Source organism: Antrihabitans spumae (assembly GCF_043944905.1).
In the GTDB taxonomy this organism is placed as follows: domain Bacteria; phylum Actinomycetota; class Actinomycetes; order Mycobacteriales; family Mycobacteriaceae; genus Antrihabitans; species Antrihabitans spumae.
Map to the genome: position 1 here is coordinate 55,485 of NZ_JBIMSN010000158.1, position 13,968 is coordinate 69,452.

Below are 13,968 nucleotides of genomic sequence, written 5' to 3' on the forward strand. Positions count from 1 at the left end.
TCATTGATGGATGCGAATCGAATCGACCGACCTTGCGGACGTACTCGTTTTCATCCCGGAGCCGTTCCGCGACGACCGAGGTCTGTTCACCCGAACCTTCGATGTCGATGTGTTCGACGGTGCAACTCCGGGTCCGGTGCGTGCCGCGTCGTTTGCGCAGGACTCGCAGTCGCGTTCGGTCGCGGGGGTTGTCCGCGGCATGCATGGACGATCGGGTCGTGGCGAAGCAAAGCTCGTGCGATGCGCCAATGGTGCCGTTCACGACGTGCTCGTCGATATCCGAAGGGAATCGCCGACTTTCGGTGAGCAGCAAGCCTTTCTGCTCGACGACGTCGAGTTCCGGCACCTCTACGTGCCGCCGGGTTTTCTGCACGGATTCCAAGCGCTCACCGATACGGCCGACGTCTGCTATCGGATCGACAGACCACATGATCCAACGGAGGATCTGGGCGTCGCCTACAACGATCCTGAGCTGGCGATCGAGTGGCCGCGTGCCGTCGCGATCGTGTCCGCACGTGACGCCGCCGCAGGCAGTTGGGCGCAGTTGCTGCAATCGGTCTAGCGTGTTCACGCCTCTGCGGTGGGTCGCCGACGCATCGTCTCATCGAGAATCCCTGCCGCCTGTAGCTTTTCGAGGTGCGGCAGGCGAGTGAAACGCTTGAAGAAGTCGTCGCTCGACAGTCCAGCCGACGTGTATTCCTTGTACAGCTCGACCGCACCTTCTGGAATCGTCCACTGTGCTTCGAAGCCGAGTGCGTTGCGCATGGCCGAGAAGTCGACGCGGTAGGAGCGTGGGTCGGCGCCGCTCTCACCAGTGATCAGCAGCTTCGAGTTCGGGACGGCGTCGACGACGGCCTCTGCGATCTGCGCGACGGTGAGGTTGTTTTTCTCTGTTCCGACGTTGTACGCGATGCAATTGATCTTGTCGACGGGAGCGGTCAGACAGGTGGCGAAAGCCGCTGCGATGTCCTGGGCGTGCACAAGGGGTCGCCACGGTGTGCCGTCGGACAACACACGGACGTCACCGGTCAGAACCGCATGGCCGACAAGGTTGTTCAACACGATGTCTGCGCGCAGCCGTGGCGAGAAGCCGAATGCTGTTGCGTTGCGCAGAAATACCGGTGTGAAGCCCGAATCGGCGATCGCGGCGACGTCGTCCTCGACACGAACTTTGCTTTCGGCGTACGGCGTCAGCGGCCGTAGCGGCGCGGTCTCGGTGACGAGTTCCTCACCGGCGGAACCGTATACGGAGCAGGTGGAGGCGTAGAGGAAGCGGGCGACCCCGGCGTCCTTCGCAAGCTTTGCGAGCCGGACCGACGCGTGATGGTTGACGTCGTAGGTGATTTCGGGGGCGAGGGCGCCAAGCGGATCGTTCGACAGCGCCGCAAGGTGAATCACGGCGTCGAAGCCGCGCAGCTGATCGACCGTGACGTCGCGCAGATCCACTGCGAGACCTGGCGGGTCCACCGGTGCCGGTCCGAGGATGCATTCTGCGAACAGCCCGGAGTCGAGGCCGACGACATCGTGCCCCGCCGCCTGCAGAATCGGCACCATCACCGTGCCGAGATATCCCTGATGACCGGTTACGAGAACCCGCATGTCATTGCCCTCCAAATGAAATCGTCGCTTTTTCTATTACGAACGCCTCGGCGTGTTCGCTTCGGCATTGCACGCCCCGCAGCCTGGACAGGCCGAGGAACGACGCATCGTCGAACCAATCGTGAACCACTTGCGAGGGGTAGTGCTCGTGCAGCAGGCGCACTTTCTCCTGCGCCGACCGTGTCTCGATCGGATGGAACATCGTCGGGCGCGGAGTATCCGTTTCCCATTTGAGAATCTCGTAGCCGAGGATCAGGTGATCCCGAAATTCCGTCGGCAGGACCTTGGCGAGCAGCCGATGGTCCTGGTGAGCGTCGTCGCGCTGCGGACCGAACACGATGTCGGGGTTGCACGTACGGCGAAAGGCAGCGAGTTCGTCCTTGATTCGATTCCAATGCGCGGGCGCGCGACCGTCGGGAATGTCCAGAATCGTCACGGTGAGGTCGGTGTCCGGACAGAACGCCGCAAGCGCCGAGCGTTCCTCGGCTTCCCGAGGTGTCCCGCCGCCGGAAAGGACGAGGGCATGCACCCGCAGGTCCGGGACCGACTGCGCGGTCGTAAGGAGCGTTCCGCCCATACCGATCGCGATGTCGTCGCAGTGCGCCCCGAGTACAGCTAGTTCGGTGACGCCCCGCGTTGCCAGTTCGATCATGCGGGGGCTACGACGTCTTCCTTATCTTCGGCTTCCCACACCATCCACGGACGGATGCCGTGCTGATAGTTGGCGTCGAGTTCGGCACGCTCTTTGAAGGTGTCGGTCGGCTTCCAGAAACCGAGGTGCTTGTAGCCGAACAGGCGACCCTGCTGGGCCAGCGTCCCGCACACGTCCTCGACGAGGTCGCCACCCGGAGGTAGTAGGTCGAAGATCTCGTTGCTGAGAACGAAGAATCCGCCGTTCTCCCAGATCGGCATGCGGCTGACGGGCGCGATTTCGGTGACGACGCCGGACTCGGTCACGTCGACGCAGTGGAACGAGGACTGCGGCGGAACGATCAACATCGAGGCCGCTGCACCGGAGGCATGAAACTTGTCGATGATCTCGTCCATCGGCGCATCGGTCAGCACGTCGGCGTAGTTTGCCAGGAAGTACTCGTCACCGTCGAGGTGCTTGCGGACCCGCCGGAGTCGCTCGCCGATTGCGGACTCGACACCCGTGTCAGCGAACGTTATGGACCAGTCGCTGATATCGGTGTGGAGCAATTCGACTTTGCCGTCCCGAAGAACGAAGTCGTTCGATGCAGCTTCCTCGTACTCGAGGAAGTAGTTCTTGATGTGCTCGGCGCCGTAGCCGAGGCAGAGAATGAAGTCTTTGTGGCCGAAGTGGGCGTAATACCGCATGACGTGCCAGATCAAGGGCCGGGGGCCGACCATCTGCATCGGCTTGGGGATGACATCGCTGGAATCGTTTCGCATCCGCATGCCGTATCCGCCGCAGAACAGAACTACCTTCATCGCGCGTCCCTCTCGGTGCTTCTCAGGTCGGCTTCGTGCACGTGTGGGAGGGGGTAGACGAGCCGTCCACCCCATTCGGAGATATGTCGTAGCTGCTCGGTCAGTTCTGTTTCGAGATTCCACGGCAGAACGACGACTACGTCAGGCCGGTCTTTTTCGATTTGCTCGATCGGCAGAATCGGAATTCTTGTGCCGGGGGTGAATCGACCGTGTTTGTAGGGATTTCGGTCGACTGTGTATTCCAGCAAGTCGGTACGAATACCGCAGTAGTTGAGGAGTGTATTGCCTTTGCCTGGTGCACCGTAGCCGACGACACGCTTTCCCTCCGCACGCCGATCCAGGAGGTAGCGAAGTAGATCTTGGCGAACTTTCTGAGTGCGTGGTGTGAGTTCGCGGTAGCCGTCGACATCGTGCAACCCCGCCGCCTCTTCGGCCGCCAAGATGTCTCGGTAGCGCTGGGACGGCTCCCCGGCCACGGCCTCGGGCCGCGCCCACACTCGGATCGAGCCGCCGTGGGTGGAAATCAGCTCGACATCCACGACGGTCAGCCCTGCCGTTGCGAGTGCACGAGTAGCGGAAAGCACTGTGTAGTACTGGAAATGCTCGTGGTAGATCGTGTCGAACTGACCGAGTTCGACGAGGTTCTGGGCGTGGTGGACCTCGATGCTCAACCAGCCGTCGTCCGCGAGAAGTGCTCGTAGAGAACGAGTGAAGCCGAGCAGATCCGGAATGTGCGCGTAGACGTTGTTCGCTGCGACGAGGTTCGCTCTGCCATGTTCGGCGGTGACGGCGGCGGCGAGTTCCTCGTCGAGGAAAGCGGTTTCGGTCGGCACACCACGGTCGCGCGCGGCAGCACCGACGTTGACTGAGGGCTCGATCCCCAAGCATGGGACACCGGCAGCGACGACGTGCTGTAGGAGATAGCCGTCGTTGCTGGCTACTTCGACGACGAACGACGACTCGTCCAAGCCGAGTCGCTCGATGGCGCCGTCGACGAAGCTCTTTGCGTGCTGGACCCAGCTGTCGGAAAAGGAGGAGAAGTACGCGTATTCGGTGAAGGTCTCTTCTGGAGTGATCAGCGGAGGGATCTGCAGTAGCAGGCACTCTTCGCAGAGACGCAGGTGCAGCGGATATGTCGGTTCGGGCAGATCGAGTTCGGCGGATTCGAGGAACTTCTCGCACGGCGGAGTTGCGCCGAGATCGAGAACACTGAGTAGTCGGTCCGAATTACAAAGTCGACAATGCACGCAAATCCCTTGATTAGTTCGACCGCGAGAGGAATCAATCCTCCAGCGAGTGTTCGAGGATGTCCACCCGGCGTCAATTATGCACGTCGAAACAGACAAAACAACGAGAAACGAACAGGTACGAATCTGCGATGGTGGCAGGTTGCCAGCAGTTGGCCCTGGTTCGAACGGCGGCTCTCTCAGCCCGTCCTCATAAACCTTGTGGATGATGTGGAGGTGAAGTTGAAGGCCTTGGGTGCCGCGGTTGTCGCGGGTTTCGTGTTGATCGCGGCTGCGATCGTCGCTGTCGGATTCGTTGGCGATCTGCGGCAACCGCGTGTCGATGTCCCTGACGGCGTGCCACCGGGGGTCGGCGCTCCGCTACCTGCGATCGACATCAACGCACCCGGCCGCACAGCAAGCCAGCTCAACGAGTGGGCAGCGCAACGCTCCGAAACTCTCGCCATCTCGGTCACCGCACTCGAGGCGTATGCCTACGCTGCCGCGGTCATGAGCGAGACCCAGCCCGATTGCGGTATCGGCTGGACGACCATCGCGGGTATCGCGAGCGTGGAGAGCAAACACGGCACTTACCGCGGCTCGACGGTGGCGCCCGATGGTCAGGTCTCGCCGCCGATTCGTGGGGTGCCCCTCGACGGCGGACCCAACGTTGCGGAGATCAGGGACACCGACGGCGGTGTCCAGGATGGGGATTCGGTCCACGATCGGGCGATGGGCCCGCTGCAGTTCATCCCCGAAACGTGGAAGAACTGGGGTGTGGATGCCAACGGTGACGGCCGCGTCGATCCCGACAACATCGACGACGCTGCCCTGTCAGCGGCGCGCTATCTCTGCGCTCGCGGAGGCGATCTGAAGACGGCAGAGGGTTGGCAAGCCGCGCTGCTCGCCTACAACCAGTCCGGTGCCTACATGCGTGACGTCCGCGACCGCGCGGCGCTCTACAGCTTGTAGGCGCTTCGGGCACGGGGGCGGAGCGCCTAAAGGCGCCGCCCGAGCGTTGGGGCTAAGCTCACACACGCATTGTGTCCGTAGGAGAAGGAGAACCATCCGTGGCCATCATTGAGCAGGTCGGCGCTCGCGAGATCCTCGATTCCCGCGGTAACCCGACGGTCGAGGTCGAGGTCGCACTCGACGACGGCACGCTGACGCGCGCCGCGGTTCCGTCCGGCGCATCGACGGGTGTGCACGAAGCTGTCGAACTCCGCGATGGTGGAAAACGCTACGGCGGCAAGGGCGTGGAGAAAGCTGTCAACGCCGTTCTCGACGAGATCGCCCCCGCGCTGATCGGATTGGATTCGATCGAGCAGCGGACCGTCGATCAGACTCTGCTGGATCTCGACGGCACCCCGGACAAGTCCCGCCTGGGCGCAAACGCGCTGCTCGGCGCGTCGCTCGCCGTAGCACGTGCAGCCGCCGAGTCTTCCGGACTCGAACTCTTCCGCTACCTCGGCGGACCCAACGCGCACATCCTTCCCGTTCCGATGATGAACATCGTCAACGGTGGCGCGCACGCCGACTCCGGCGTGGACGTGCAGGAGTTCATGGTCGCCCCGATCGGCGCGCCGACGTTCAAGGAATCGCTGCGCTGGGGCGCCGAGGTGTACCACTCCCTCAAATCCGTGCTCAAGGAGAAGGGCCTGTCCACCGGACTCGGCGACGAGGGTGGCTTCGCTCCCAGCATCGCAGGCACGCGTGAGGCGCTCGACCTGATCAGCGTTGCGATCGAGCGGACCGGGCTCGAGCTCGGCTCCGATATCGCGCTCGCACTCGACGTCGCGGCCACGGAGTTCTACGACAAGAGCACCGGCTACAAGTTCGAAGGCTCCGACCGCACGGCCGCGCAGATGGGCGAGTTCTACGCGGAACTGCTCGATTCCTACCCGCTCGTCTCGATCGAGGACCCGCTGGACGAGGACGACTGGGACGGCTGGGTCGCCCTGACCGACGCCATCGGTGACCGCGTGCAGCTTGTCGGTGACGACCTGTTCGTCACCAACCCGGAGCGCCTCGAAGACGGCATCATCAAAGGTGCGGCAAATGCGTTGCTGGTCAAGGTGAATCAGATCGGAACGCTTACCGAGACGCTCGACGCAGTCGAGCTCGCACATCGCAACGGCTACAAGACGATGATGAGCCATCGCAGCGGCGAGACCGAAGACACCACGATTGCCGACCTCGCGGTCGCAGTCGGCAGTGGTCAGATCAAGACAGGTGCGCCGGCGCGCAGCGAGCGTGTCGCGAAGTACAACCAGTTGCTTCGTATCGAAGAGGCGCTTGGCGACGCCGCACGCTACGCAGGCGATGTCGCGTTCCCGCGGTTCAACTTCGAGGGTGCTAGCTGAGTTCATGAACGGGCAGGGGTCGACGGTGGCGGGGACTGATGGCTGACAATCGGCGTAGCCGCAGGTCGGGCAGCAGTCCCGGTGGCCGTGGCTCGCGCCGGTCCGGACGCTCCGAGAATTCTCGGCGGACGGATCGGACCAGGCGGGCACCGGAGGGAAAGCCAACTCCCGAGGTGACCGATCGCGATCGTCCGCCTCGCGTGGTCAAGGGCAAAAAATCCGCGCCGACGCCGGAACGAACGATTCTGGGATTGTCCACGGCCCGCGCGGTCATCCTTGCTGTTGTCGTATGTGCTCTTGCGCTCACACTCGCGGTGCCACTGCGGACGTACTTCACCCAGCGCGCGGAAGCGGCCCAGGTTGCTGCCGATCACAATCAGCTGCAAGCCGACGTCAACGCACTGCGAGCCAAGAAGGCGCAGCAGGACGACCCCGCGTACATCACTGCCGAAGCCAGGAACCGGCTGCGACTCGTCAAGCCAGGGGAGACGCCGTTCCAAGTGCAACTGCCTGGCGCGTTCGAGGCGGAGCAGGCGCGGCGCGCGAAGCCTGCGCCCGAAGGTGGACCCTGGTACACCGACCTTTTCGGTCAGGTGTCGCAGCCGCAGAATGCTGCTGAGCCGAACCAGCCTGGTGGGCCGACCGGGTGAGCGACGAAATCCCAACACCCGAAGATCTCGAAGCCGTTGCAGCCCAACTCGGGAGGGCTCCACGAGGCGTGCTTGCCATCGCCTACCGCACACCTGACGGCAAGCCCGGCGTTGTGAAAACAGCACCGAAACTTCCTGACGGCACCCCGTTTCCGACGTTGTACTACCTGACCGATCCGCGCCTGACCGCCGAGGCGAGCAGGCAGGAATCGGCCGGCGTGATGCGCGATATGACCGAACGTCTCGACACCGATCCTGTTCTCGCTGAGGGGTATCGGCGTGCACACGAGAGTTATCTCGCCGAGCGCAACGCGATCACCTCGCTCGACACCGACTTCACGGGCGGCGGGATGCCTGATCGCGTGAAGTGCTTGCACGTGCTCATGGCGCATTCGCTCGCGAAAGGGCCGGGTGTCAATCCCCTCGGCGACGAATCGGTCGCGCTCGCAGCACACGGAAAGCTCAGGGGCACTGCAATTCCCGCCGACTGGCCAGAGACGACAACAGCGCAATCCTGAGGACCCGTCCCGCAGCTCCGGGCTTGGGTCCTTCGTATTGTCGAACTTCCGAGAGGACGCAGCAATGAGGACGCAAGGATGAGGACGCAGCAATGAGAGTCGCCGCCGTCGATTGCGGTACCAACTCGATCAGGTTGCTCATCGCCGACCGCGACCCGGCCGGCGGCCTCACCGATGTGGTGCGCGAGATGCGCATCGTTCGCCTCGGGCAGGGTGTCGACGCCACTGGAGCGTTCGTGCCCGAGGCGATCGAACGGACGCGCATCGCGCTGCACGATTACGCGAATCTGATGCGAGAGCACGGGGTCGAGGCCGTTCGGATGGTCGCAACGTCGGCCACCCGTGACGCGTCCAATCGTGAAGATTTCTTCGCGATGGCGCGGGCGGAACTCGGTGCGGTGATTCCCGGTGCCGAAGCCGAAGTGATCAGCGGCGACGAGGAAGCGAGATTGTCGTTCTCGGGTGCCGTCGGGGAATTGAACTCGGCTGACGGACCTTTCGTCGTCGTCGATCTCGGTGGTGGCTCGACCGAACTCGTTCTCGGTGACGAAACAGGCGTGGCCGCAGCATATTCCGCAGACATCGGGTGTGTACGCATCACCGAACGGTGCCTGCACGACGACCCGCCCACCGCCGAGCAGGTTTCTGCAGCAAAGGAGTTCGCTACCGAGAGGTTTGCCGACGCCTTCGCACACGTGCCCATCGAGCGAGCGCGGACGTGGGTCGGCGTGGCAGGAACGATGACGACCATTGCTGCAGTTGCACAGGACCTTCCGACCTACGACGCGGACAAGGTGCACCTGTCACGGTTGTCGTTGCAGGACGTGCATGCAGTTGCCGATCGGCTCGTCGACATGACACGCGCCGAGCGGGCGGACCTCGGGCCGATGCATCCAGGGCGCGTAGACGTCATCGGTGGGGGAGCTGTGATTCTGACGGTCCTCGCCGACGAATTGTCCAGGCGCGCTGGGGTCGACGAATTGATCGTCAGTGAACACGACATTCTCGACGGGATTGCACTCTCGATCGAGGGGTGAGCCGAAGATATTCGTTTCGCCTGCATATCCGCCGGTTGAGAGGTTGTTAACTCGATCACCATTCGCTCCCACGCTATGTAGGACGTCCTAGCATCGTGTACACAGGATTGTTTACTCGAGTGTGAGGACCCGTTGTGACCCAGCAGCCCAAGCACATCTTGATCGTCGGTGGTGGAACGGTCGGCATGTCTGCCGCCATCCGCTTGCAAAAGAAGCTCCGTGCAGGTGAAGCACGGATCACCATCGTCGATCCGTTGCCGCATATGACCTATCTACCGTTCCTGCCGGAAGTATCCGCCGGCTCGATCGACCCACGCCACATCGTGGTCCCCCTACGCACCGTGCTGCGCAAGTGCACTGTGATCACGGGCAAGGTGTCGAAGATCGAGCACGCATCGCGGACGGCATGGATCACGGATCCCAGCGGCAACGTCGAGACACTCTCCTACGACATTCTGCTGATGACGGCCGGTTCCGTCGCCCGCACACTTCCTGTTCCCGGGCTGTTGGAGCAGGGCATCATGTTCAAGACGGTCACCGAAGCCGCCTACCTCCGCGACCATGTGCTGTCGCGCCTCGACGACGCCTCGGCGACCGAGGACGCGGAACTGCGTAAGCGACTGCTGACGTTCGTTGTCATCGGTGGCGGATACGCAGGTATCGAAGCGCTTGCCGAGTTGCAGGACATGGCCCGGTACGCGGTTCGCTACTACCCGAACATCACCGCGGACGACATGAATTGGGTACTCGTCGAGGCGACCGGGCGGATCATGCCCGAGGTGAGCCCGAAGATGGGCATCTACACGATCGAGCGTCTCACCGAGCGCGGCATCAAGGTCTACCTGAACACTCGCGCCGATTCCCTCGTCGACGGCAACGTCGAACTGTCCGATGGCAGCAAGTTCGGTGCCGACACGATCGTGTGGACTGCGGGCGTGAAGGCGAACCCGATGCTCGCGCACACCGATCTGCCGGTCGATCAACGCAGCCGTCTTCGTTGCACATCGACACTTCAGGTCGTCGGCGTATCGGAAGCCTTTGGTGCCGGGGATATTTCGGCCGTGCCGGATCTGTCCAAGATCGACGAGGATCCGACCGCGACGTGCAGCCCGTCCGCGCAGCATGCTGTGCGGCAGGCGAAGGTGATGGCAGACAACACCGTTGCGCTCGTTCGTGGCAAGAAGATGCGCGACTACGAGCACAAGTACGCGGGATCCGTTGCTTCGCTGGGTCTCTACCGCGGTGTCGCCGATGTGTACGGCATCAAGGTCAAGGGCCTGCCTGCGTGGTTCATGCACCGCGGCTACCACGTCCTCAAGATGCCCACACTGTCGCGCAAGGTACGTATCGTCGCCGACTGGACGCTGGCGCTGTTCTTCCGCCGCGAAATCGTCGCTCTCGATCAGATCGACCACCCCAAGGCGGTCGCCGAATCTGTTCGCGCACTCGAATCGGCGCGGAAGGCGAGCTGAGTCCGCGTTTACCCGGGTGTGCGCAGCAGTATTGACGCCAAATCTCGGCGCCGCCGGACGTAGTATCGACCGATGCGAACCTACGTCAGCCAATGCCCGACCGGTTCGGACGTCTGACATGGCGTCTGCCACCGGGTCGGAACTGATACAGCTCATCAGCCAGGTGACGGATTTGGGTCCGCAGGTCGTGAACGATCGGTCGGTGGTGCTGCGTCCTCCGACGTTCTCCGACGCTGCGCAGTGGCGGCGAATCCGGCTGCGGGATCGCGAGTTCAACGAGCCGTATGCCCCGACTTCGCCATTGGAGTGGGAGGCGCAGCACAGCGTCGAAGAGTGGGTGCGTCGCTGCCTGGCGTTACGAAAGGCGCAGAAGGTTGGGCGCACCGTCCCGTTTGTAATCGATGTGGACGGGAAGTTTGCCGGCGAGTGTGCACTGACCTGGACTGAAATAGGCACGTCGATCGCGGAGTTGAGTATCTGGCTCGACGCTCGCGCGGCGCGTGGGGGAGTAGGCAAGCTCGCGGCCGCGATGTTGGTCGATCTCGCATTCGACGAGCTACAGCTGGCTGTGGTGACAGCGGCAACCGGCACCGACAATGTCGCTGCGTCGCATGGATCCGAAACACTCGGAATGCGCCACGAAGCCACGATGGAGGAATTCTTCGACGCCGGTGGCAAGCGCAAGCAATACAACTTCTGGACGCTACTGCGCGCGGACAAGCCGACGGGTGGGTTTGCCTATCGGGCAATCAGCAGCGTCCGACCAGCTGCGCCCGCCGACGCTGTCGAGGCAGAGTCGGCTGGTGGCCCTTCGGCTTTCGCTGTCGCGCGATACACCGCAAAGTTCAACTGCGAGTTGGCATTACACGGACTACTGAGCCGGTTGCAGCACAGTCCGAAGGTCGCTCGTGGCCCGAAAGCGGTTGCGGCAGGCGATGTCACATTGCGCAATGTTCGCAAGTCGGATGCATCAGCGTTGCGCGCGGCGGAGATTGACGTCGATCCCGAAGTTGTCCTGGCGATCGAGGTGGACGGCACCCTGGTTGGTCGGACGTGGCTGCGACTCATCAATGCGTTGAGTGCCGAATTCGGTCTGTCCACCGACTCGTCTCCGCCCGCTGTCGAGAATGCCGCTGCAGACCTGATGGTGGAGTACGCCTTCGAGGTCGGCTGCGAACGTATCTGGGTCCCGGTCGTCGTGGGTGACGTCCGGCTGCGAAACCTCGTCAAGCATCTCGGCATGGCGCACGAAGGTACGTTGACGCAGTATCGCGAAGTCTCCGGCGTCCGCAAAGACCATGAGCTGTGGGCGTTTACGAGAACGCGCTATTCGAATCGCTCGGCTCCCGACAGCCACTCCCGATAGCCGGACCGACGGACGTATCATCGACCGGTGCGCGCCTACGAATCGTCCTACTTCAGCCGAGCGGTGTGATCGTTGGGCAGATGCAGCAGCACGAAACCCGCTGGTGCGTTCGACCACCGTGCCGATCGCTGAACGTTGGTCCTTGCCATGATCAAGTCCCTTCCCAATGCCCGGGGATCGAACGATCCTCGGCCTCGGGTCCACGTTCGCTGATGTTGACCATCCCGACGAGGCGGCCGCGGGTTTCGGTGCTGCGTTGAGGTTTGCGCAGTGTGCGCCCAGTGCAGGCGCGTTAGCAATTCACGCTTCAACGCGCCGCGTCCTTGCAGGTAGTGGGCCTTGTAAATCGTTTCGGGTGACAACCAACGCTCCGGATCTCAAGGTATTCCACGCGTAGCCAACCTGCGATCTGTTCGGGGTGTGTTGCTCACTTAACGGTCCTGCACGATCGTTCGCAACTCGTCGTTGCCAACGAATTTGCCCGGTTTCGGACGGCGCGCGCGTTGATCGGACCGCTGCGACGCCTGGACAGCGGAGTGGTGAACCTTCGCGGTGTTGCCGCCGCTGTGGCTGGCTCCGAACGCTTCTTTTCGTCGGTATCCGGATTTGTGTCCGTCATCGACGTTCCATTGCCGTTACCCGTTGACGCCTATCTCTCGTTTGACCGTCGACGGTGCTCGACCCAGCCTGTCGGCAATGGATCGCAACGATTTCTGGCCTCGAACAACGGTCTCGATTTTACTCTGTCGTCGAAGGTCAACCGGGGGCGTGGCCCGTCGGTCTTCGGTTCTGTGACGGCTGGTTTCACTCCACCAGGCTCGCGTAACCAGGTCCTACCGGAGCTTTCCGACACGCCAACCGCGGCAGCGGCATCCGCGATGGACGACCCCTCACTAATTGCACGCCAAAACGCACGGAACACAGTCCTGCGGGGTGGAAGGGGCATCGCAACACTCCTCGACTAGTCGGGTGTGTTGCAGCCATTCCTGGAACCCAAGCAGCCTGAGGGGTCGATCCGCCGCCATGGTGGTGTGGCGGTTGAACCCGATCGTCAGAGGCTGGGCCTTGTGCTTTCGCTCGGTGGTGTCGAGCGAGGCGTATGCCGCGCTCGAATCTATATGTGGCAGCTCACCTGGAAATGGGCGCGACACACCCGCCCGAAGAAGCACCGAAAGTGTTTGCCGGATCCTATTTCGGCCAGTTCCATCCACACAGGCAGGACCGGTGGGTTTTCAATGCCCCTGGGGCAGGATTCTTCCTCCACCGCTTCGCCTGGACCCTGATCGTCCGTCACGTCGTGGTCGCAGGGGTATGCTCGGCGGATGATCTTGCGCTGCAGGATTATTGGCTTGTTCGCCGAGCGAAGAACCTGTCCGTCGACGGCCGCGTCACCTTCCGAGCGCTCTTCGCCCAGCAGGTCCGCTGCCTACGCTGTCAGGAACTGTTGCTCGCTGCCGAACAACCGCCCCAGTCTCCGGACTGGTGGCGGGAATGGCTACGTGGTACGCGACGTGCACTTGCTCGGACGGGTTGCAGCAGAACCCGACCCGCGAAGATCATAGCGACGCTCCGGGTCCCGTCCGTCAGCTGGTACATATCGGATGCCGACGCCCCGAGGGACTTGCTTGAGCCGGACGCGGTGAAAGTCGCCCCGCAAGTCTAGGTCGTGGTACCCGTCGCTGTCTGCGGACGCGGGCGGAACAGGGGCGTGTCGCATGCACGGGCTGTGCGGCTGGCGCAGGCCGCACACCGGAGGGCTGACCAGCGCGTTGTCGAAGCCGTTGGCGCCGTGGCGCAAACCGTAGGGTCCCACGATCCGCACAAGATTTTTACCGATCTGGCGATCGCGCTCGCAGTCGGTGGTGACTGCCTAGCGAATGTTGCGCTGCTGCGTGCCGAACCCGGCGTATACGGGAATGTGGCATCCGCCGGTGTCACGGCGGATCAAGAGCTTGGCTGCTGATGCACTAAAAGCGTTGTCCAACATCGGCTCTGCACGTGCGCTGGCCAGATCAACGGCATTGTCGATCGCAGGTGAGCGGTCGCCCGATCACGGCATCGACCTCGACGCCACTTGGCGATTGCACATTCGGACAAGGAAATAGCGACGCCGATTTTCAAGCGCAGGTTCGGTTTCCACCCTTTGTGCGCGTCCGGCGACCACGGACAGGACGGATCGGGTGAACCGTTGGCGGTCCTGCTCCGACCTGGCCAACGCGGGCGCAATTGTCATTTGCCAGGGTGATGGGACCACCTGCTTGCCACTAGCATGGGACCACCTTGGA

Annotated in this window: 14 protein-coding genes and 2 pseudogenes; 11 read left to right on the forward strand and 5 right to left on the reverse strand. The window is 62.7% G+C overall.

Features of this window, described 5'->3' with window-relative positions:
• The first annotated feature begins 10 nt into the window (after nucleotides 1-10).
• On the forward strand, nucleotides 11-562 hold the full coding sequence (locus ACHIRB_RS29945) for a dTDP-4-dehydrorhamnose 3,5-epimerase family protein (RefSeq protein WP_395125209.1): 552 nt from the start codon (nucleotides 11-13) through the stop codon (nucleotides 560-562).
• A gap of 5 nt (nucleotides 563-567) precedes the next feature.
• On the opposite strand, the gene ACHIRB_RS29950 is transcribed toward ACHIRB_RS29945, so the two are convergent.
• The 4 genes from ACHIRB_RS29950 to ACHIRB_RS29965 are packed head-to-tail and all read right to left on the reverse strand — an operon-like array spanning nucleotide 568 to nucleotide 4,298.
• Complete coding sequence (locus tag ACHIRB_RS29950) at nucleotides 568-1,599, reverse strand: NAD-dependent epimerase/dehydratase family protein (RefSeq protein WP_395125208.1); 1,032 nt, start codon at nucleotides 1,597-1,599, stop codon at nucleotides 568-570.
• Nucleotide 1,600: 1 nt separating this feature from the next.
• On the reverse strand, nucleotides 1,601-2,251 hold the full coding sequence (locus ACHIRB_RS29955; protein WP_395125207.1) for a PIG-L deacetylase family protein: 651 nt from the start codon (nucleotides 2,249-2,251) through the stop codon (nucleotides 1,601-1,603).
• On the reverse strand, nucleotides 2,248-3,051 hold the full coding sequence (locus ACHIRB_RS29960) for a sugar phosphate nucleotidyltransferase (RefSeq protein WP_199705354.1): 804 nt from the start codon (nucleotides 3,049-3,051) through the stop codon (nucleotides 2,248-2,250). The genes ACHIRB_RS29955 and ACHIRB_RS29960 overlap by 4 nt, the downstream gene beginning before the upstream one ends.
• The gene (locus ACHIRB_RS29965) at nucleotides 3,048-4,298 is read right to left on the reverse strand and encodes a methyltransferase domain-containing protein (protein WP_395125206.1); all 1,251 of its coding nucleotides are present in this window, start codon (nucleotides 4,296-4,298) and stop codon (nucleotides 3,048-3,050) included. The genes ACHIRB_RS29960 and ACHIRB_RS29965 overlap by 4 nt, the downstream gene beginning before the upstream one ends.
• Nucleotides 4,299-4,514: 216 nt before the next feature.
• Here ACHIRB_RS29965 and ACHIRB_RS29970 point away from each other — a divergent pair, with 216 nt between their 5' ends.
• The 7 genes from ACHIRB_RS29970 to ACHIRB_RS30000 all read left to right on the forward strand — a co-directional run bounded on the left by ACHIRB_RS29970 (nucleotide 4,515) and on the right by ACHIRB_RS30000 (nucleotide 11,683).
• On the forward strand, nucleotides 4,515-5,249 hold the full coding sequence (locus tag ACHIRB_RS29970; protein ID WP_395125205.1) for a lytic transglycosylase domain-containing protein: 735 nt from the start codon (nucleotides 4,515-4,517) through the stop codon (nucleotides 5,247-5,249).
• A gap of 98 nt (nucleotides 5,250-5,347) precedes the next feature.
• Entirely contained in the window at nucleotides 5,348-6,640 is a 1,293-nt protein-coding gene (gene eno, locus ACHIRB_RS29975) for a phosphopyruvate hydratase (protein WP_395125204.1), read from the forward strand.
• Nucleotides 6,641-6,678: 38 nt separating this feature from the next.
• Nucleotides 6,679-7,290, forward strand: coding sequence for an FtsB family cell division protein (locus ACHIRB_RS29980; protein WP_395125203.1), 612 nt, complete (start codon nucleotides 6,679-6,681; stop codon nucleotides 7,288-7,290).
• Nucleotides 7,287-7,808 carry a DUF501 domain-containing protein gene (locus ACHIRB_RS29985; protein WP_395125202.1) on the forward strand — a complete coding sequence of 174 codons (522 nt, stop codon included), beginning with the start codon at nucleotides 7,287-7,289 and terminating at the stop codon, nucleotides 7,806-7,808. The genes ACHIRB_RS29980 and ACHIRB_RS29985 overlap by 4 nt, the downstream gene beginning before the upstream one ends.
• A 92-nt stretch (nucleotides 7,809-7,900) precedes the next feature.
• Nucleotides 7,901-8,845, forward strand: coding sequence for a Ppx/GppA phosphatase family protein (locus ACHIRB_RS29990; RefSeq protein ID WP_395125201.1), 945 nt, complete (start codon nucleotides 7,901-7,903; stop codon nucleotides 8,843-8,845).
• A 134-nt stretch (nucleotides 8,846-8,979) separates the two neighbouring features.
• The gene (locus ACHIRB_RS29995; RefSeq protein WP_395125200.1) at nucleotides 8,980-10,317 is read left to right on the forward strand and encodes an NAD(P)/FAD-dependent oxidoreductase; all 1,338 of its coding nucleotides are present in this window, start codon (nucleotides 8,980-8,982) and stop codon (nucleotides 10,315-10,317) included.
• Nucleotides 10,318-10,435: 118 nt separating this feature from the next.
• Nucleotides 10,436-11,683: a GNAT family N-acetyltransferase gene (locus ACHIRB_RS30000; RefSeq protein WP_395125199.1), complete on the forward strand. Its 1,248-nt coding sequence runs from the start codon at nucleotides 10,436-10,438 to the stop codon at nucleotides 11,681-11,683.
• 635 nt (nucleotides 11,684-12,318) lie between these two features.
• Here ACHIRB_RS30000 and ACHIRB_RS31255 read toward each other — a convergent pair.
• The gene (locus tag ACHIRB_RS31255; RefSeq protein WP_465254680.1) at nucleotides 12,319-12,390 is read right to left on the reverse strand and encodes a hypothetical protein; all 72 of its coding nucleotides are present in this window, start codon (nucleotides 12,388-12,390) and stop codon (nucleotides 12,319-12,321) included.
• A gap of 262 nt (nucleotides 12,391-12,652) precedes the next feature.
• On the opposite strand from ACHIRB_RS31255, the pseudogene ACHIRB_RS30010 reads away from it, so the two are divergent.
• The 3 genes and pseudogenes from ACHIRB_RS30010 to ACHIRB_RS30020 all read left to right on the forward strand — a co-directional run.
• Nucleotides 12,653-12,787, forward strand: a pseudogene (locus tag ACHIRB_RS30010) (group II intron maturase-specific domain-containing protein); the annotation flags it as partial.
• A 16-nt stretch (nucleotides 12,788-12,803) separates the two neighbouring features.
• Nucleotides 12,804-13,346 carry a hypothetical protein gene (locus ACHIRB_RS30015; protein ID WP_395125240.1) on the forward strand — a complete coding sequence of 181 codons (543 nt, stop codon included), beginning with the start codon at nucleotides 12,804-12,806 and terminating at the stop codon, nucleotides 13,344-13,346.
• A gap of 16 nt (nucleotides 13,347-13,362) precedes the next feature.
• Nucleotides 13,363-13,910, forward strand: a pseudogene (locus tag ACHIRB_RS30020) (transposase); the annotation flags it as partial.
• Nucleotides 13,911-13,968 lie beyond the last annotated feature (58 nt).